Annotated in this window: 20 protein-coding genes; 8 read left to right on the top strand and 12 right to left on the bottom strand. The window is 54.7% G+C overall.

The features are described 5' to 3' along the window. Nucleotides 1-109 precede the first annotated feature (109 nt). Nucleotides 110-1,414 carry a PAS domain-containing methyl-accepting chemotaxis protein gene (locus NYE85_RS20105; protein WP_259006510.1) on the top strand — a complete coding sequence of 435 codons (1,305 nt, stop codon included), beginning with the start codon at nt 110-112 and terminating at the stop codon, nt 1,412-1,414. A gap of 104 nt (nt 1,415-1,518) precedes the next feature. Here NYE85_RS20105 and glnQ read toward each other — a convergent pair whose 3' ends face one another. The 5 genes from glnQ to dps form a co-directional block, all read right to left on the bottom strand. Then, nucleotides 1,519-2,241: a glutamine ABC transporter ATP-binding protein GlnQ gene (gene glnQ / locus NYE85_RS20100; protein ID WP_259006509.1), complete on the bottom strand. Its 723-nt coding sequence runs from the start codon at nt 2,239-2,241 to the stop codon at nt 1,519-1,521. Next, nucleotides 2,238-2,897 (bottom strand): glutamine ABC transporter permease GlnP, encoded by a 660-nt coding sequence (glnP, locus tag NYE85_RS20095; RefSeq protein ID WP_004965440.1) that lies wholly within the window; start codon nt 2,895-2,897, stop codon nt 2,238-2,240. Before glnP ends, glnQ begins: the two co-directional genes overlap by 4 nt. A gap of 106 nt (nt 2,898-3,003) precedes the next feature. Then, complete coding sequence (gene glnH, locus NYE85_RS20090; protein ID WP_039992324.1) at nt 3,004-3,744, bottom strand: glutamine ABC transporter substrate-binding protein GlnH; 741 nt, start codon at nt 3,742-3,744, stop codon at nt 3,004-3,006. A 381-nt stretch (nt 3,745-4,125) separates the two neighbouring features. Beyond that, the gene (locus NYE85_RS20085) at nt 4,126-4,392 is read right to left on the bottom strand and encodes a DksA/TraR family C4-type zinc finger protein (RefSeq protein WP_259006508.1); all 267 of its coding nucleotides are present in this window, start codon (nt 4,390-4,392) and stop codon (nt 4,126-4,128) included. Nucleotides 4,393-4,534: 142 nt separating this feature from the next. Beyond that, nucleotides 4,535-5,038: a DNA starvation/stationary phase protection protein Dps gene (gene dps, locus NYE85_RS20080; RefSeq protein ID WP_259006507.1), complete on the bottom strand. Its 504-nt coding sequence runs from the start codon at nt 5,036-5,038 to the stop codon at nt 4,535-4,537. A gap of 219 nt (nt 5,039-5,257) precedes the next feature. Here dps and NYE85_RS20075 point away from each other — a divergent pair, with 219 nt between their 5' ends. Together NYE85_RS20075 and NYE85_RS20070 are read left to right on the top strand one after the other, a co-directional pair. Then, nucleotides 5,258-5,611 (top strand): hypothetical protein, encoded by a 354-nt coding sequence (locus tag NYE85_RS20075; RefSeq protein WP_259006506.1) that lies wholly within the window; start codon nt 5,258-5,260, stop codon nt 5,609-5,611. Nucleotides 5,612-5,883: 272 nt separating this feature from the next. Continuing rightward, entirely contained in the window at nt 5,884-7,089 is a 1,206-nt protein-coding gene (locus NYE85_RS20070) for an aldose 1-epimerase family protein (protein WP_259006505.1), read from the top strand. Between the two features lie 54 nt (nt 7,090-7,143). Here the strand turns inward: NYE85_RS20070 and rhtA are convergent, their stop codons facing one another. After that, a complete protein-coding gene (gene rhtA / locus NYE85_RS20065; protein ID WP_259006504.1) occupies nt 7,144-8,028 on the bottom strand; it encodes a threonine/homoserine exporter RhtA in 885 nt (294 codons plus the stop codon). A gap of 398 nt (nt 8,029-8,426) precedes the next feature. On the opposite strand from rhtA, the gene ompX reads away from it, so the two are divergent. Continuing rightward, nucleotides 8,427-8,945: an outer membrane protein OmpX gene (gene ompX, locus NYE85_RS20060; protein ID WP_259006503.1), complete on the top strand. Its 519-nt coding sequence runs from the start codon at nt 8,427-8,429 to the stop codon at nt 8,943-8,945. A gap of 235 nt (nt 8,946-9,180) precedes the next feature. Here the strand turns inward: ompX and NYE85_RS20055 are convergent, their stop codons facing one another. The 6 genes from NYE85_RS20055 to ltnD form a co-directional block, all read right to left on the bottom strand. Beyond that, nucleotides 9,181-9,711, bottom strand: coding sequence for a GNAT family N-acetyltransferase (locus tag NYE85_RS20055; protein WP_259006502.1), 531 nt, complete (start codon nt 9,709-9,711; stop codon nt 9,181-9,183). A gap of 64 nt (nt 9,712-9,775) precedes the next feature. After that, nucleotides 9,776-11,146: a GntP family transporter gene (locus NYE85_RS20050; protein WP_259006501.1), complete on the bottom strand. Its 1,371-nt coding sequence runs from the start codon at nt 11,144-11,146 to the stop codon at nt 9,776-9,778. A gap of 114 nt (nt 11,147-11,260) precedes the next feature. Then, nucleotides 11,261-12,037, bottom strand: coding sequence for a 2-oxo-tetronate isomerase (gene otnI, locus NYE85_RS20045; protein ID WP_259006500.1), 777 nt, complete (start codon nt 12,035-12,037; stop codon nt 11,261-11,263). 2 nt (nt 12,038-12,039) lie between these two features. Beyond that, nucleotides 12,040-12,690, bottom strand: a complete 651-nt coding sequence (gene otnC, locus NYE85_RS20040; protein ID WP_259006499.1) for a 3-oxo-tetronate 4-phosphate decarboxylase — start codon at nt 12,688-12,690, stop codon at nt 12,040-12,042. Next, entirely contained in the window at nt 12,687-13,952 is a 1,266-nt protein-coding gene (gene otnK, locus NYE85_RS20035; RefSeq protein WP_309600883.1) for a 3-oxo-tetronate kinase, read from the bottom strand. The genes otnC and otnK overlap by 4 nt, the downstream gene beginning before the upstream one ends. Beyond that, the gene (ltnD, locus tag NYE85_RS20030; RefSeq protein WP_259006498.1) at nt 13,952-14,866 is read right to left on the bottom strand and encodes an L-threonate dehydrogenase; all 915 of its coding nucleotides are present in this window, start codon (nt 14,864-14,866) and stop codon (nt 13,952-13,954) included. Before ltnD ends, otnK begins: the two co-directional genes overlap by 1 nt. Nucleotides 14,867-15,148: 282 nt before the next feature. On the opposite strand from ltnD, the gene ygbI reads away from it, so the two are divergent. The 4 genes from ygbI (at nt 15,149) to NYE85_RS20010 (ending at nt 19,270) form a co-directional block, all read left to right on the top strand. After that, a complete protein-coding gene (gene ygbI, locus NYE85_RS20025) occupies nt 15,149-15,913 on the top strand; it encodes a DNA-binding transcriptional repressor YgbI (RefSeq protein ID WP_259006497.1) in 765 nt (254 codons plus the stop codon). Nucleotides 15,914-16,399: 486 nt separating this feature from the next. Beyond that, nucleotides 16,400-17,221, top strand: a complete 822-nt coding sequence (locus NYE85_RS20020; protein WP_259006496.1) for a winged helix-turn-helix domain-containing protein — start codon at nt 16,400-16,402, stop codon at nt 17,219-17,221. Between the two features lie 117 nt (nt 17,222-17,338). Beyond that, nucleotides 17,339-17,989, top strand: a complete 651-nt coding sequence (locus NYE85_RS20015) for a LuxR C-terminal-related transcriptional regulator (protein WP_259006495.1) — start codon at nt 17,339-17,341, stop codon at nt 17,987-17,989. 693 nt (nt 17,990-18,682) lie between these two features. Next, nucleotides 18,683-19,270, top strand: coding sequence for a common pilus major fimbrillin subunit EcpA (locus tag NYE85_RS20010; protein ID WP_259006494.1), 588 nt, complete (start codon nt 18,683-18,685; stop codon nt 19,268-19,270). Nucleotides 19,271-19,347 lie beyond the last annotated feature (77 nt).

The raw sequence follows: 19,347 nt of genomic DNA, 5'->3' as shown, positions 1-19,347 counted from the left end.
AGACGGCGGTAAGCGTTTGCTCGCCGGCGGCGGTGCGTTAGTGTGGGCTAAACGTACGGCAATAAAAATATCAGAACGTAAAATCACCTGTCAGAAGGATGCCCACTTTATGCTGTTACGATTCAGTCAGTTAACTATACCCTGGCGCGGCGAGTTGCGCGCCATTGAACATGCCGTGGCGATGATCGTATTTAAACCCGATGGTACCGTGCTGCGCGCCAACGATCTATTTTTGCAATGTCTGGGATATGAACGTAGCGAAGTCATCGGCCAGCACCACCGTATATTTTGCGACGAGCAATACGCTACCAGCGCTGCCTATCGCCAGCATTGGCAGCGGCTTAATCGAGGTGAATCGATAACGGATAATATTAAGCGTCGCCGCAAGAATGGCGAGCTGCTATGGCTGCAAGGTACCTACACCCCGATAGTTAACCGCCGGGGGAAAGTATTGGCGATCGTTAAGCTGGCCTGCGAGGTTACCGACCGCGTAGTGCAGGCGCAGCAACAGAGCAGCCTGCTGGCGGCATTGGATCGTTCGATGGCGATCATCACCTTTACCCCACAGGGGGTGATTCTGGATGCCAACGATAACATGCTGGCGCTGATGGGCTATCGCCTGGAAGAGGCGCGTGGCCAGGCACACAGCGTGCTGTGCTCGGCAGAACTGGCCGCGTCGGCACAGTATCAGCAGCATTGGCAGCGTTTGGCGCGTGGCGAGTTTATTACCGGCCGGTTTGAGCGGCTTAACCGCCGTGGTGAGCGGGTGTGGCTGGAAGCGAGCTACAACCCGATTCTCGATGACCAGGGGCAGGTGATCAAGGTGGTGAAAATTGCCCAGGACATAACGCGGCTGATGGTGCAGCAGCAACAGGAAGAAGCCCTGATGCGCGATGTGCACCATTTGTCACTGGTGACCGATAAAAGCGCAGCTCAAGGGGCGACCATCGTTCAGCAGGCGGTCAACGGCATGCAGCAGGTGGAACAGGCCGCCCGCCAGACGTCACGAGTGGTGAGCGATCTGGGCGACTATTCGCAACAGATTGACGGCATTGTTGCGGCGATGCGCAAGATTGCCGCGCAAACCAACCTGTTGGCGATCAACGCGTCGATTGAAGCGGCGCATGCCGGTGAGCATGGGCGCGGCTTTGCGGTGGTTGCCAATGAAGTCCGCGTACTGGCGGAGCAGTCTCGCAGGGCGGCGGTTGAAATCGAAGGCATGACAAAATCGATTCAACAAGGGGTGGCGGCGGCGATAGCCGGTATGGCCACCTGCGTGGAACAGGCCGGCGGCGGGGTGGCGTTGACTCAGGATGCCGGTCAGGTAATCGAGCAGGTAAACGTGGGCATGCAGGATGTGGTCAGGCTGATGCAGACATTTAGAACGGTGAAGCAGGAGGAGGCGTTGTCCTGATGGCGTCGCTGCCGGGTTGAGCACCAGGCGATGCCGCCCGCAATACGCAGCAGCGTGGCTGAACGGCGGCCAGGAAAGGCCGCCGTGGCGGTGCGGGACCCGCGTCAGGAAACGTGTTGCAGGAATTCCTGCAAACGCGGGCTTGGCGGGGTGTTGATCAGGGTATGCGGATCGCCATCCTGTGCGATACGCCCTTTATCGATGAAGATCAGACGCGAGGCGACTTTTTCGGCGAAGCCGACTTCGTGGGTTACGATCACCATGGTCATGCCTTCCTCCGCCAGATCCTGCATCACTTTCAATACTTCGTGGCGCAGTTCCGGATCCAGCGCCGAGGTCGGCTCGTCAAACAGCATCATTTTCGGTTTGACCGCCAGCGCACGCGCGATGGCGACGCGCTGCTGCTGGCCGCCGGACAGCTCGGACGGGTAGTGGTGCGCACGTTCCGCCAGGCCGACTTTCGCCAGCAGTTCACGCGCCAGCTTTTCAGCATCGGCTTTCTTCAAGCCACGCACGCGAATCGGGCCGAAGGCGACGTTTTCCAGAGCGGTCAGGTGTGGGAACAGGTAAAACTGCTGGAATACCATACCGGCTTCCTGGCGGATCAACCGTTCGTCGACCTTCGGGTCGTTGACTTTTAGCCCGTCGACGATCAGATCGCCGCTGGTGATCTCTTCCAGTTTGTTGATGCAGCGCAGCAGGGTAGATTTGCCCGAACCGGAAGGCCCGATGATCACTACCACTTCGCCCTGGCTGATCTTCAGATCGATATCGTGCAGCACCTGGGTTTTGCCAAAGTGCTTGGAGACGTTTTTAAATTCAATCACAGGATTTTCATCCTTCTTTCCAGACGACGCAGAACAAAGCTCAGCACCAGAGTGATAATAAGATAGATAACGGCGACGGCGCTCCAGATTTCCAGCGCACGGAAGTTGCCGGCGATGATTTCCTGTCCCTGGCGGGTCAGTTCCGCCACGCCGATGACGATGAACAGCGAGGTATCCTTGATGCTGATGATCCATTGGTTGCCGAGCGGGGGCAGCATGCGGCGCAGGGCCAGCGGCATCACGACGTAGCGGATGGTTTCGCGGCGCGACAGGCCCAGCGCCAGCCCGGCTTCACGGAAGCCGCTGTGAATCGACAGCACCGCCCCGCGGGTGATTTCCGCAATGTAGGCGCCGGAGTTGATCATGATGGTCACCACCGCAGCGGTGAACGGGTCGATGCGTAAATCGCTGAATGCCATTGGCAAGGCGAAGTAGATAAACATCACCTGCACTACAATTGGCGTACCGCGAATCACTTCGATAAAGGCCAGTGCGATATGGTTGGCGATCCAACCGCCGTAGGTGCGGGCGAAGCCGGCAACCAAGCCGATGATCAAGCCGCCAATCAGACCGAGGACCGAAATCCACAGGGTCATTTTGGCGCCTTCTAACAGAATGGGGATGGCGGGCCAGATGGCGCTCCAGTCGAACTGCATGGTATTTTCTCCCGGTGATCCCAAACGTGGGTATCAGATACGGCAAAGCGCAGAGGCCGTGCGGCGCCCCTGCGTTTGATACGTTAACTGCCTAAAGTCATTACAATTACTTGGGTTCGGTACCGAACCATTTTTTGTAAATTTCGTTATAGGTGCCATTTTCGCGCAGGGTTTTCAGCGCGCCGTTCACTTTTTCACGCAGATCGCTGCCTTTCGGGAACGCGATGCCGTACTGCTGTGCTTCCAGTGAGTCGCCTACCGTCTTGAACTTGCCGGCGCCAGCGGTTTTGATGAAGTACAGGATGTTTGGCGTATCGTGAACCACGGCGTCGGCACGTTGGGTGCCGAGTTCCATATAGGCATTGTCGATGTTCGGGAATTGGCGCAGGTCTTTGGTTTTTACGTTTTGTTTAACGTAGTCCACCGAGCCGGTACCGCTCTTCACCGCAACCACTTTGCCGTCCAGATCCTTGACGCTCTTTACGTCGTTATTGTTGGCGTTGACCATCACCAGCAGGCCGCTCTTGTAGTAGCCGTCCGAGAAGTCGATAGCTTTTTTACGTTCGTCGGTAATGGTGATGCCAGCCAGCGCCAGATCGATATTCTTGGTCTGCAAGGCTGGGATGATGCCGCCAAAGTCCATTGGCTTCAGGGTGTAGTCCAGCTTCAGTTCTTTGGCGATGGCGGCCCACAGATCAATATCGAAACCGACATACTGGTTGCCCTGTTTGAATTCAAACGGCACGAAAGCGGTGTCGGTGGCGACCACCAATTTATCTGCTGCGTGAGAACTTACTGCAAAGGCCAGCGACAGAGCGGCCAGCGAGACGTTGAAAATTGACTTCATAAGAGGAATTTCCTGTACAGGTTGCGGTTTACCCATTTTGTTATTGCATTCATGCCATGAAATATTCGTGCCATAGTTGCAATTATTATAAAAACAAGGGGTTGCGATGTGATGTTGTGCCGAATTGGCCAATTTTTAAGATAATGCACCAAAAGGAGGCCCTGAAATGGTGCTCTGCGATCCTTGATGGTGCATGTGGTTATGATTAACCAATTTATGGCTGGGAAACAACCGATAATTAACAATTATGCATCAATACTGATAACTAACTCTAACTTTAGCGGCGCGATACCGCACAAACAGGTGCAACCCGGGCCGGTGGGGATCGGCATTCAGGCAGGAGCCGCGAGCGCTAACGGTCAGACCGGTTGGGGGAGGAAGCTAGCGCAATTGGCTGTCTTTGCTGCCGCGTCGGTTGTACAGGCTGGCTGCCGCGTGCTGTTTATCCAGCGCGTTTTGGCAGGCGAGACAATAGCGTACGCCTTGTAATGCCTCGCGACGCGCCTGCGGGATGGCTTCGCCACATTCATGACAATATTGAGCGCTTTCGCCTTGGCCCAGCGCCTCCCGCGCTCGCTGTACGGCATCGTCGACGGTAGAATCTATCTGATCCTGCACTGCGCCATCTGCTGCCCATCCACTTGCCATGGTCACCTCGCTTACGCCGGATATTCGGCGCGTTATCGGTTTGCGCGTTGACGTGCAACGAAAAAACAGGTTGGGCACTGGCCGCAACCTGTTCTGCCACCCTACAACACGCAGGATGTATGCCAAACAACCCTATTGATGGTTATTCGATATTGGATTCAATAAACCACAGGAACTTGTCCAGATCGCGTGAAGCGGCGGTGAACATGTCTGCAGTATCTTCATCTGTCACTTCGCCAATCGCTTGGCGAATGTCGTTGGCTACGGCACCGTAGCGATCCGCCAGCGCCTTAAGATGCTCCTGTACGCTGTGAATATTGGTTGGGTAACTTTTTAACGGTGTCTTGTCATTAACCACCTGCACGGTACCCAGAGCCACGCCGCCCAACTGCACCACGCGCTCGGCAAAGGTATCCTGATGGTCGATAATGGCGGTACGGAAACTGTCGAGCATTTCATGCACGGCGATAAAGTTGGCGCCACGCATGTTCCAGTGAGCCTGCTTAGTGATCAACGACAGGTCGATAAACTGGACTACCTGATGATTCAGGGCCTTGATGGCCTCCAGTTTGGTTTTTTCATCCATGTCATTGCGCGTGTAAAGTAGGTCAGAAGATTTCGTTTTAACCAGTTTAGCGGTGCTCATATCAGATATCCTCTTGATTAGTCGTTGTCCTAATTTGCTACGGGAATAATTATAGCAGTGACTGAACATTTTGCCGGATGAAAAAAACGATGGATTAAATCGGTTTAAACCATTGTTAAATTACTTTCATCAAGAGTAGGATAAAAAGGATTATAAATTAATATTTGAATTTTAATAAGTTACGATCGCCTGTTGTTTTGTGGTAACCGATTGTTAATAATGATTAACAACGCTTTAGCAAATATTACAAGCACATGTCTGAACATCCCACTGCTTTATTCTCTGAGCGATAATAGCCTGCCTATGGATTTATTTAACCAGCAATTACCATGCCGCCAATCCTGTCAACCGAACGGCAGAAAACAACGGCGGCAAGGCGATGGCAATAACCTGCTGGTGCTGGTGCTGGTGCTGGTGCTGGTGCTGATGCATACGCAGACGCAGACGCTGACGCTGATGCTGACGCTGATGCCGGCATTAATGACCGTGACGCATCCTTTGAGGGCCACAAATCCTGTCCGCTTCGGCCTGGAACCTGCCAATAGGAGTCACACTTTGTGTCATGTTGATTGAGCGTCGCCTGGATGCACGCGGTCACACCTTCACTGTAAATGTCGCAGGCTGATACATTTCAGCATCTTTCAGCTTAAATGGTGATTTCGTGCACGATTTAATGTAAAAATTTATTATCTTTTCCATTTAAATTTGCCATTCGTCACGTATTAACTGCGCGGAAATACGTCTTTTTTCGAAAAGTGACCCGCTTCGCATTTTCACCCACGATGAAAATCTACTTTGTGCTGGCTTTAGCTAAAACCTTTCAGCTAACCACAAGGGCAGGAAAAATGAAGACGCTAATCGCAGTTTCAATCACCATCTCTTTGATTTCCGGATATGCCGGAGCGCAGAGCTTTGTATTGACCGACAGTGAAAAAGGCATCGAACAAGGCAATTGGCACACCGACAGCCAAAAGCTGAACTTGCCGGGACCACGTTTCAGCGTGCAGCAGCAGATCCTGCATGGCGGCAAACAGGAGGGATCGAAAGTGATCACCTTGACCAGCCCGGGGCTGACCATTGCCCTCAGCCCAACGCGTGGCATGGACATTCTGCATGTGAATGGCTCAGGGGTACGTTTGGGCTGGGATTCGCCGGTTACCGAGGTGGTCAATCCGGCGTATATCAATCTTGATAGCCGCAATGGCCTCGGTTGGCTGGACGGTTTTAATGAAATGATGGTGCGCTGCGGATTTGAATGGACCGGACACCCGGGAGTGGAAAACGGCACGTTGTATACCCTGCATGGCCGGGCCGGCAATACGCCAGCGTCCAAGGTGGTGGTGGAGATTGATGACAAAGCGCCGTATGCCGTGCGTATCCGCGGTTTGCTGAAGGAAAACACCTTCAAGAAAAGCAACCTGGAAACCTGGACGGAATTGCGTTACGTGCCGGGGGAGGAGAGCTTTACCCTCCACGACCGGTTAACCAACCGGGCGGATTACCCGCGCGATTACCAAATCATCTACCACAGCAACTTCGGCAAACCGTTGCTGGAAGAGGGGGCAACGTTCAGTGCGCCAATCAAGGAAATTTCACCGTTCAATGATTACGCCAAGGCTGGGTTGACGGAATGGCAGCGTTATCAGGGGCCAACCAAGGGCTATGACGAGATGGTATTCAATATCGTGCCGTATGCCGATGCCCAGGGCAAAACGCTGGCGATGCTGAGCAACCGGCAGGGCGACCGCGGCGTGGCCATCGGGTTTGATACCCGGCAGTTGCCATTCCTGACACTGTGGAAAAATACCGATACCGAACGGCAAGGCTACGTGACCGGTATTGAACCGGGCACCAACTATGCCTATCCGGTGAAAATCGAACGCGAGCAAGGGCGCATCAAGCAGCTGCAACCGGGCCAGAGCACTGATTTTGAACTGCGTTATACCTTGCTGAAAAATGCTGAACAAGTGCAGGCGTACCAGCAAAAAGTCAAGGAGCTGCAAGGGGGGAATCAGGTCAAGCTGGTGCAACAGCCGATCGCCGTGGAATAACCGCACGTCGTCAACCTCGCCAGGTCAGCCGGTCAGCAAGCCGGCTGACTGCGGTCAACTGAGCTGCTTGATTTGCGGTTTGGGTTTAATGGTCAGCGTGGACCCCATCGACGCCGTGATAATCGCCGCCAATGCCAGCCACTGGATGCCATTGAGGTGCTCGTTGAGGAAGATCATGCCGGAAAGGGCGGCCATCGCCGGCTCCAGACTCATCAGCGTGCCGAAGGTGCGCGCCGGGATTTTCGGCAGTGCGATGATCTCAAGGGAATAAGGCAGCGCGGTGGACAGGATAGCTACCGCCAGCGCCAGCGGCAGGATATCCACGTTGAGCAGTGCGCTGCCGGTTTGCCAGGCACCGATCGGGCAGAACACCAGCGCGGCAATCAGCGAACCCACGGCGACGGTGCCGGGGCCGTGATCGCCTCCGGCCTTTTGCCCAAAGATAATATATACCGCCCAACAGGCGCCGGCCCCTAGCGCGCAGGCCGCACCTAACGGGTCGATGCTGCCCATGTCATGACCCAATGGCAACAGGAACCACAGCCCGACCATCGCCAGCGCGACCCAGATGAAATCAACCACCCGGCGTGAAGAAAACATCGCCACGGCCAGCGGCCCGGTGAACTCCAGGGCAACGGCAATACCCAGCGGGACGGTCCGTAGCGAGAGATAGAACAGATAGTTCATGGCACCGAGCGACAGGCCATAAATCAGCAGCGGCAGGCGGCTACCGGCGGCAAAGCGCATACGCCACGGCCGGAATATGACAAACAGAATCACGGTGCCGATACTCAGGCGCAGCGTGGTAATGCCTTCGGCGCCCACGAGCGGGAACAGGCTTTTCGCCAGTGATGCACCGCCTTGAATCGATACCATGGCGACCAGCAGCAGACAAATCGGCAGCAGTCTGGCAGAGGTTTTTGCAGTAGGAGACGACATCCTTTCAGCCTTCTTGAACACTACCCCCACCGGCCGGCAGGAGCACACTAAACAGAGGTGTTTGAGTGTAAATGAAATGCTGTCTATCTGTCTGAGAAAAGCGTGGAAAGCAGGGAATTAAACGTTTCGTTTAAGTAAAAGTGGTGGTTTAGTGCAAAAAGTGCGCAATTGTTTAAGATTTATCTGGATATTAAATAGGTGATTTTTGTCACATAAAAGTTTAGAATACGCCCGAAAATTAAGCGAAATGAAGCAGATGCGTTGTTCTTGAAATTTTCTGTTACACGATACTAAGTGTTAGACATCGATTTCAGGGCAGAGTTTCACGCTAATTTTTGTTATATTTTCAATGCATGACAAATGGATGTACTTAATAATAAAACGCGTTTGAGGTGGTTATGAAAAAAATTGCATGTCTTTCCGCAGTAGCAGCTTGTGTATTAGCAGTGACCGCAGGTACCGCTTTCGCTGGTCAGAGCACCGTCTCCGGTGGCTATGCTCAAGGCGACCTTCAAGGTGTTGCTAACAAAGCAGACGGTTTCAATCTGAAATACCGTTACGAGTTCGACAACAGCCCACTGGGTGTTATCGGTTCCTTCACCCACCTGGAAAAAGATCGTGCTGAAGCTGGTCAATACAAGAAAGCTCAGTACAACTCTATCACCGCAGGTCCAGCTTACCGCTTCAACGATTGGGCAAGCATCTACGGTGTGATCGGTGTGGGCTACGGTAAAAACGTTGATAACGCACAAAACGGTTCTCACCGTGGCGGCAGCAGCGATTACGGCTTCAGCTACGGTGCTGGTATGCAGTTCAACCCAATCCAGGAAGTTGCTCTGGACGTGGGCTACGAGCAGAGCCGCATCCGCAATGTGGACGTTGGCATCTGGAGCGTTGGCGTAGGCTACCGTTTCTAAGAATTCCCGTTGGTGAGCCGCTTCGGTGGCCCCCGCGACAAAAATCCGCCTTCGGGCGGATTTTTTTTGCCTGCGGCTTGGCGTCATCACCCTTGGTGCGGGTAGGCCGTTGCGAAAAACGCGCGCTGCGGGCGTCGCGTTCAGACCCTCTGCGGTTCACTGAGCAACCGATACAGCGCCGGCCGGATGCGCTGCGGGATAATTTTATTCAACGGGTGCGGCAGCACGCCACGCCTTAACGGGGGCGTTGCATAACGACGATCGGTTTCTGGTGATACTCGGTGCGGTGGCTTTCGCTGAAACCAACCCTGGCCGCCAGCTTTAGCGATGCGCGATTCTCTGGCGAAATGATGCACAACAGTTTATCCGTCGGCAGGTGCGCTTGCGCCCAGCCCAGAGCCGCTTGCAATGCTTCGGTGGCATACCCTTTGCCTTGTGCCGCCGAGGCCAGCGTCCAGCCCATTTCCGGCGCATCCAGCGGTGGGGTGATATCCCGTTGGAAGTTGATAAAGCCGATGCTGCCGATAAAGGCTCCACTGACTTTTTCACGCACTGCCCAGCAGCCGTAACCTAACAGTTGCCAATGGCCGATGTAGCGTAGCAGGCGGCCCCAGCTGTCTTCGCGATCGCGCGGCGTGCCGCCGATATAGCGCACCACCTGCGGATCGGCCCACAGGGCGGCTATCGCGTCAAAATCGTCAATGGTATGGCTATCCAGAATCAAACGGTCGGTGACTAACAGCGGGGCGGTGGTGTAGAGGTTCATTTGCTGCTCCAGCATCTATGCGGGCAGCGTACCAACGCCACCCGCAGCAAAGGGATGATAAACGTTATATCATTAACCACACCAACCAGGTAAACAGGAAGCCGCTGACGCCGAGGACGGTGGTCAGCACGGTCCAGGTTTTCAGGCCATCGGCAACCGACAGGCCGAGGTATTTGGTGACGATCCAGAAGCCGGAATCGTTGACGTGCGACAGTCCCAGCCCACCGAAGCAGGTGGCCAGCGTCACCAGCGTCAGCTGAATGGCGTTCAGCCCACTCACCGCTTCAGACAGCAACCCGCCGGTGGTCAAAATTGCCACCGTTGCGGAACCTTGCGATGCGCGCAGCGCCAGCGAGATGATGAACGCCGCGGGGATAAGTGGCAGCCCAACGGTGGTCAATACCTCCGCCAGCGCTTTGCCGACGCCGGATTCCACCAGCACTTTGCCGAATACGCCACCGGCACCGGTGACCAGGATCACCACTGCCGCGGTGGGCAGGGCTGCGCCCATCACGTCGCTGGTGTGTTGCAGGCTCCAGCCACGACGTGCAGCCAGGAAGTAAAAGGCCAGCGCCAGAGCAATCATCAGCGCCACTGCCGGCGCGCCAATCAATGAAAGCACATCACGTAACGCATTACCCGGTTCAAGCAGCGTGGCGGAAACGGTACCCAGCATGATGATGGCGATGGGAATGACGATCAGTGCCGACACCAGCCCGGCGCTCGGCGGGTTCAGGCGATCGCTGAGCGGTGCCTGGTCTGCCGTTGGCGGTTCCGGTGCCGCCAGCTGCAGTTGTTCCAATACCTCGATGGACAATGGATAGGTTTTGCGGTTGAGGTACTTCGCCACCAGGTAGCCGATGATGCCGACCGGGATACAGATGGCGATACCGATGATGGTCAACCAGCCAATGTCGCTGCCCAGCAGGCCGGCGGCGGCCACCGGGCCCGGGTGCGGCGGCAGCGCGACGTGCACCGTCAGCATCACGCCGGCCATCGGCAGGCCGAACTTGAGCGGCGAGACTTTGGCCACTTTGGCGAAGCCGTAAATAATTGGCGCCAGAATGATAAATCCGACGTCAAAGAATACCGGTATGCCGAGAATGAACGCCGCCAAAGTCAGCGCGGCAATGGTGCGTTTGGGCCCCAGTGCCTGACTGAAACGCTGCGCCAGCGATTCCGCACCGCCGGAATGTTCAATCATCCGGCCGAGCATGGCACCCAGGCCGATAATAATGGTAACCGAGCCGAGCACGCCGCCCATGCCGGCGGTCATCACTTTCATGACCTCACCGGTAGGAATGCCGGCGGCCAGCGCCACCAGCAGGCTGACAACCAGCAGCGCGACAAACGGCTGCACTTTGGCCTTGATGACCATCAGCAGGAGCAGCAATACGCCTGCCAGGGCGATTAACAGTAACATTGTGGTAGACATGGTGTAGCCTCGGGGTAAGCGTTCGGCACCGCGATCGCCTGGCAGGGCGATACGGGTGCGTTTAGTTTTTATGTTTGCTATTGGGCAGTAATCTGGTGTTGGCGCGTTCGGCGGTTATAAATAGGGGGTTACCCAGGCAAGCCCGGCGCTGGTTTCGCCGCGCGGCTTGTATTCACAACCGATCCAGCCGTGGTAACCCTGCTGGTCCAATCGTTCGAACAGCCAGCCATAGTCCAGCTCGCCGCTGTCCGGCTCATGACGATCGGGCACCGAGGCGATTTGAATATGTCCGTAGCGGCCCGCCAGCGAGGCGATTAGCCCGCTGATGTTGCCGTCGACCAATTGGGCATGGAAGAAATCAAACTGGATAAACACGTTCGCTCGATCGATCTCCGCCTGCAGTGCCGCCGCCTGGTGTTGGCTGGAGAACAGATAGTTCGGCTTCACCTGTGGACTGAGCGCTTCGATCATCACCTTGATGCCGTGTTTCGCATAGGTATCGGCCGCGTAACGCAGGTTGTCGATAAAGGTATCGCGATAGCGCCGGACGTCTTCGCCCGGCGGAACTACCCCGGCCATCACGTGCACGTTAGGGCAGTCGAGCGCCAGCGCATAGCTCAGCGCACGGTCGATGTCGGCCCGCGCGTCCAGCTCCCGGCCCGGCAGCGCCGCCAGTCCCCATTCGCCAGCGCCGACATTGCCCGGCGCGGTGTTGAACAGCACCTGTTGCAGGCCATGCTGGCGCAGTTTTTCTGCCAGCAGATCGGCCGGGTAGTCATAGGGAAACAGGAACTCTACCGCTTTGAAACCGGCGTTTACGGCGGCGGCGAAGCGATCAAGAAACGGCAATTCGTTAAACATCATCGATAAGTTGGCAGCAAATTTAGGCATGGTTAACTCCGTAACTCGGCAATTTCGTCATCGGTCAAATAACGGATCGGGCGGTCGCCAAGCGTGAAAATCAGCTTCGCCGCATCCTCCATCTCTTCGGTGTTGTCGGCCGCGGCGCGCAGATCCGCGCCGGTCACTACCGGGCCGTGGTTGGCCAGCAGGAAAGCGCGATGCGTTGGGGCCAATTTGGCCAGGTCGTGTGCCAACCGCTCGTCGCCTGGACGGTAATACGGTACCACCGGGACTTTTCCCACCCGCATGACCACGTACGGCGTGAACGGCTTGATGGCGTTTTCGGTATCCAGCCCCTGCAGACAGGACAGAGCGGTCAGATAGGTACAGTGCAGATGCACCACCGCTTTGCATGCCGGGTTATTCAGGTACAGCGCCCGGTGGAAGCTGATCTCTTTTGACGGCTTGTCGCCGGAAAGCCACTCGCCGCTCAGACTGACTTTCGACAGGCGTTCGGCCTGCAACTCCCCCAGACAGGAACCGGTCGGCGTCGCCAGCAGCGTACCGTCCGCCAGTAGCAGCGACAGGTTGCCGGCGGAGCCGGTGGCATAGCCACGCTGGAAGAACGATGCACCGAGGCGCACCATTTCTTCACGCGATCGTTGTTCGGCGGCAAGCAGTTGCTCAGTGGTCAACGTCATAGTGGAAACTCCGTTTGCGCCCTGGCAAAAAAGTTTTCATCGCCAAAATTGCCCGACTTCAGGGCCAGTGAGACAGGTTGTTCGATGGCGCGCACCCAGGGCACGCCGGGTGAAATGCATGGTCCAATGTAGAAACCGCGAATGGCCAGCGCCTGAGTCACCACACCGGAGGTTTCACCACCGGCAACGATAAAGCGGCTGAACCCGGCTTGGTGCAATAGCTGCACCAGCGCGGCGAACAACGCTTCGACCGCATGACTGGCGGCATCTACTCCATACTGGCGCTGGATTTGTTGCAAGGCGTCCGGTTCGGCGGTGGCGTACACCAGCGGGGCCAGCGCGTTGGCGGCGGCCTGCCGTTGTACCCAGTCGCTTAATTCGCCGGCATAGGCGGCACGATCGTCTGCGGCGATACAACGTGCCACATCAATGGCGTGCGACGCCGCCTGTTGACGATAACAGGCAACCTGCCGGTTGGTCATGGTAGAACAGGAGCCGGACAGTACCACCGCTTTGGCTCCCTGCGGTGCCCCGGCGGCCTGTGCCTTATGGTGGCCCGGTTGCGCCCACTGGCGCGCCAGGCCAATCGCCAGGCCGGAGCCGCCGGTTACCAGCTTCATGCTTTTTAGCGCTTCACCCTGCGTCAGCAGATGCTGTTCGTTCAGAGTGTCCAGCACGACATAGCGCACACCCTGCTGCGCCAGTTGGCGCAGTTTGCCCTGTACTGCCGCTGCGCCGCGATCGATTTCGCTGGCGTTGACCAGGCCGCAGCGGCCTTCTGCCTGCGCTTCCATCAAACGCAGCAGGTTACTGTCGGTCATTGGCGTCACCGGATGGTGGCGCATGCCGGATTCTGACAGTAACTGATCCATAACGAACAGATAGCCTTGATATACCGTGCGGCCGTTCACCGGCAGCGCTGGCGAGATCACCGTTTGGTTTTCACCCAGCGCGTTGAGCAGTGCGTCGGTGACCGGGCCGATATTACCCCGTGCGGTACTGTCGAAGGTGGAGCAATATTTGAAATAGAATTGTTGGCAACCCTGGCGTTGCAGCCAGGCCAGCGCCTGTAGCGATTGTTCGACTGCCTGATCCACTGGGCATGAACGTGACTTCAGGCCGATCACCACCGCCTGCGCGGCGAGCGGGCTGTCATCCTGTGGCACGCCGTTGAGTTGTATCGTCGGCAGACCATTTTCCACCAGAAAACTGGCGATATCGGTCGCGCCGGTAAAATCGTCTGCAATAACTCCAAGCAACATTATGGCTGCTCCTTCTTCTGTGGCAGGTTAATGCCGGAGAAAATCTTGATCACTGCGCTGTCGTCCTCTTTACCGTAGCCGGCGTTGCTGGCGGAGGTGAACATATTGAAGGCGGTGGACGCGAGGGGCAGCGGGAAGTGCAACGCTTTGGCGGTATCGGCCACCAACCCCAGATCCTTGACGAAGATGTCTACTGCCGATTTCGGCGTGTAATCGCCGTCGACCACGTGGCGCATGCGATTTTCAAACATCCAGGAATTGCCGGCCGCGTTGGTGACCACGTCGTACATCACGTCCAGCGGGATACCGGCACGGGCGGCTAGCGCCATCGCTTCGGCACCGGCAGCGATGTGCACACCGGCCAGGAGCTGGTGGATAATCTTCACCGTAGCGCCGAGGCCGATCTGTTCACCGATGCGGTACACCTTGCCGGCCACCGCGTCCAGCACCGGCTGCAGCAGGGCAAACGCCTCTGCGCAACCGGAGGCCATGACCGTCATTTCCCCTGCGGCAGCCTTGGCCGCGCCGCCGGACACCGGTGCATCCAGCATAAGCAGGCCGTGCGCTTGCAGCTGGCGCTCGATTTCCTGGGCATCGGCGGCAGAAATGGTCGAAGACACCATCACCGGCGTGCCGGGGTTCAGCCGCGCAGCCAGCCCGTTGTCACCAAAAAGAATCTGTTTGACCTGCGCGGCATTCACCACCAGCAACACCACGGCGTTCAGGTCGCTGGCGAAGGCCTCTGCGCTGGTGGCGGCCTGTTTTGCGCCAGCCTGTTGCAGCGTCGCTAGCGCCTGGGGGTTAAGATCGACACCGTAGGTGGACAAACCGGCCTTGACGCACGACTGTGCCGCACCCATGCCCATTGATCCCAAACCGACGATGCAAACGGCGTAATCACCTGGCTGTGTCATAACTACCTCGTGTTAATTTTAGTGATAATTTGTTTTGTTGTGTTAAATATAAGCGTTTATTTACGCCGTGTAGGTGATCCTCTTCACAATAATTAACATGTGTATTTATAAGGGAATGGGGCAGGATGCCTGAAGGTGGGTGGTTTAACCTTTTGTTTTTAAATGTTATGTAATGATTCTTTTCATTGGGATGGCGATCACGCGCTGACAAGGTGGTGCTGTGCCCGCACGAAAATTGACGTAAAATCACATTTATTATCACTAACGAGATGAGTGCAAGTCGTGATCCCTGTAGAACGTCATCAACAAATTCTGGCTCTGGTCGCCGAACGCGGCGTGGTCAGCATCGCAGAATTGACCGAACGGTTGGCCGTATCGCATATGACCATCCGCCGGGATCTGCAAAAACTGGAAGAGCAGGGGGCGGTGGTCACAGTGTCCGGCGGAGTACAGTCTGCGGAACGGGTGGCGATTGAACCTTCCCATCAGGATAAAGAAGGCATGTCCAGTCAGCAGAAGGCTGTCATCGGCGCACTGGCCGCACGCCAGATCCCGCCCAATAGCTGTATTTATCTGGACGCAGGCACCACCACCCTGGCATTGGCCAGGCAGATTGGCGAACGTGATGATTTAACGGTGGTGACCAATGACTTTGTTATTGCCGGCTACCTGATAGAAACCAGCCAGTGCAAAATCATTCACACCGGCGGCACGGTGTGTCGCGAGAACCGTTCCTGCGTTGGCGCCGCTGCCGCTCAGGCGCTGCGCAATCTGTTCATCGATCTGGCCTTTATTTCTGCGTCGTCATGGAGTATGCGCGGCTTGTCGACGCCAAATGAAGACAAGGTGATGGTCAAGCAGGCGATTATCGACGCCAGCCGACGCCGGGTACTGTTAAGCGACAGCTCCAAGTATGGCAAGGTGGCAACCTATCTGGCGCTACCGATCGGCGTCTTTGATACCATTATTACCGACGTCCATTTGCCGGAAAGCGCCCGCGAGGCAATCTTGCAGACAAATATCGCGCTGATGATCGCCGGAGAATAAACCTGCCGCAGAGGGGGTAAAACCAAGCATATGAGTTGCGTTTTACTGCTATTTTGGTACAGGTCGTCGTCAGCCGGGCTAGCTTGCCCGGCGGTAAACGACGTTTGAATAAGACGATTATAATCCGATATGTAGATATATTTAATGTTTTATGTAAATTATTATCGCATTAAAAGAAAATAATTAGTGCATGCTTTAAGAATTTAAATCGTAAAATAAACTAATAAGCAAAACAAAAAACTAACTTTATCGAAATTTTGAATTAATTATATCAATAACCTTTCTGTTTGTATAATCTTGCATTAATACTCATGAGAATTTTCCTATGCCAATGAAAGTTTTTGGGTAGTGCGCTATGGGGATGGCGACTAATTAATTGATTTAAATCAAAATGAAATGATTATTATAATTTTAATTAACTTTTTAGGTATTGATTAATGTTTTCAAAACATTTAAAGCCCATCGCCAGATATAACAGTGGATACCATGAAATATAGAATCAATGGACATGTTCTTTTTGATGCAGACAGCGGAAGCCTGAGTTTAATGGTTTTTTCTGACGATCCTCTTGCCGTTTCCAATCCCACCAAACGCCTGTTGTTGCTATTGATTATCAATCATGGTGAACCGGTTAGCCGAGAAGTGATATTTCGCAAGGTGTGGGATGATTACGGTATGGTATCAAGTAATAATAATCTCAATCAGTGTGTCAGTAAATTACGCCGAATACTCAAGACATTAGGGATTGAGGAAGAGGTGATTATTACCGTACCAAAGGTTGGATTTATGCTTAGTCGCGATATAGCAATCGAATGCGTGGATGAGCTGCCCGCCACATCGGCGATGGCCGAAGAAAACATTATCGCCACGTCGTTGCCGGATCGGTTGCCTGCGGTTGAACCGTGCGTCGCACCCCCGTGCAATAACAGGCGGCCGTGGCGTCGTTGGGCTGCGATCGGCGTTGCACTGGTGCTGCTGATCGCACTGGCAGTCGGCATGACGATTTACTTCACCGGTTACGGGCGTAATCAGGAACGGTTTATCGGCGCTACCGATCGCTGCAAGGTATTCATGTCGACCTCGGGTCAGGCTTTTACCTCTCAGGGCACTTTTAATCGCGATATTTTGTCATATGCCAACACCAAGCCCGGCGACTGTAATGCCGATGAGTATATTTTGGTGGTACGCAGCAATCAGGTTCATTCCTACATCTCGGGCATATCTCGCCTGTTTCTTCTGAAGTGTAAAATATTGCGCGAATATCGCCTGGAGATCTGTTATGGCCTGCAAGATGAACAATTACATTGAATTGACAAAACATTTAAACCTGAGGCACGTGTTGACGCCGGGCTAAAACTCTGGCGTGATGCCCGAGCAATAAAGCCGCGACGCCAACCGGTGCCATTCTGCAAGGATGATATCGCGATGGAACGTATGAAAACAGAGATGGCTGCCGGTGATTTTATATTTTATGACCCGGTCTCCTGGGTGCATCAGGGATTAATGGCGCTGTTACAACCCAGTATTATCGGCTCATGTCAGGCGACGGCCTTTCATCAGATCACCGCCGCTCTGGAAATGCAGCCGCGCCAAACGGTGATTATGGAGCTTTACGGTGTCAATGAACGGGTAATTGACGGCGTACGTTTTATATTGGAAGCCAAAAGTCTGTGGTCGGAAACCGCCTGGGTGATATTCACCGATATAGAAAATTACAGCGTATTGCATCTATTGGCATCGATACCGCAGATAGCGTTAGTATCAAAACGCGATGGAATGGCGTTATTACTGGCCGGTATCGAATCCGCCCGCGCGGAGCTGGCTTATCAAAGCCCGCGTATAGCGCAGACGCTGGAACGCCATCCCTGTCCTGCACCGATGAAAGGGCTTTCTGGCAGCGAATGGCGCATCATGGCGATGATGGTCACCGGCCTGACTCCGCAACACATCGCCACCAGTACGCGGCTGGCGTATAAAACGGTTAGTAGCCATAAATGCAATATCGTGAATAAATTATGCTCAACACGGACCGGATTCATCAAGATGCTACTGACACTGCGCAAACGTGCCATCTGATTCCCCTCTTTCCTGATTTTGCTCAGCATATCTTTAATGCCGGATGCCTATCCGGCATTTTGCCGCTGCGGCATAAACCCGGTTCCCGCCGACGCCGAGCAGACAACCGATGTCTGGGCACCGGTAGCGAGCATTTCCCGGATCGTTTCCTGTAGCTAGCCCTTCTGATACCGGCGCATAAACCTGGCCGTCCGGCACATGTGCGCAGTATTGCGTGCCGTTGCCATGCACGCCGATTGGATTGGGCAGCGTGCCGTGGGCCGCGCCGGCATAGGGCGCGCGTATCAATACCGAGGCGAGGCCAGGGGCGGATAAATCACCACATGGCAGGGTTTGCGATGCTGGGGATTATCCCTTGCAATGGCTATGGTTAATTGCCGCCTGCTAGAAAAAATCTCAAGGGTCTTGTTCTGCTTTGAATAATTCGAATAGTGATTTATACGTTAACTGACATTAATTTATATTAAAAATGGAATTAATTTCTAAATATTTGTCAGTTAATAGTTAATGGTTCTTTTATGACGATTTGACGTTAAGCTTTTTCTGGTCATTAGTCGGCATCATCGTTTTGGCGGATATCGCCGGAAGGGGTGTCCCGCTGGCAGCTGGCTTGCCAGAGCAAGGTGGAAATGACACAGCACGTCACGTCAAAGGACGAAAAAGATCGCATTCAACATTTAAGGGAGTTTTACCATGAAAAAAATGACACTGGCATTAGCTATCGTTTCTGCATTTGTCGCGGTGAATACCGCTCAAGCTGCCGACGTTACCGCGCAGGCTTTGGCAACCTGGTCTGCAACCGCCAAGAAAGACACCAGCAGCAAACTGGTAGTAACGCCGATTGGCAGTCTGACTTTCCAGTACGCAGAAGGCATCAAAGGCTTTAATAGCCAGAAAGGCCTGTTCGACGTCACGGTTGAAGGTGACGCCACGGCGACGGCATTCAAACTGACCTCCAAACTGGTTTCCAACACGCTGACTCAGCTCGACACCTCCGGCTCTACGTTGAATGTAGGCGTTAACTATAACGGTGCCGAGGTAGTGAAAACGGCTGAAACCACCATGATCGATACCGCCAACGGTATCCTGGGCGGCAACCTGAGCGCACTGTCAAACGGCTATAACGTTGCTAGCCGTAGCAGCGCGCAGGATCAGTTCACCTTCAGCATTATTGGCGCAACCACCGATGGCACCACGGCAGTTACCGATTACTCCACGCTGCCAGAAGGGATCTGGAGCGGCGACGTAAGCGTCGAGTTCAACGCCACCTGGACTATCTAATCCACCGAGTTTTTTGAATTTGGCAGGGGGGAACTCCCCCTGCTTGTTCACGTTGTTGATGACTGTCATCTGGAATA

The sequence above is a fragment of the Serratia sp. AKBS12 genome (genome assembly GCF_024793895.1).
Taxonomy (GTDB): domain Bacteria; phylum Pseudomonadota; class Gammaproteobacteria; order Enterobacterales; family Enterobacteriaceae; genus Serratia_F.
Note: the sequence above shows the minus strand (reverse complement) of the source record. Positions and strands in the feature narration are given on the sequence as shown.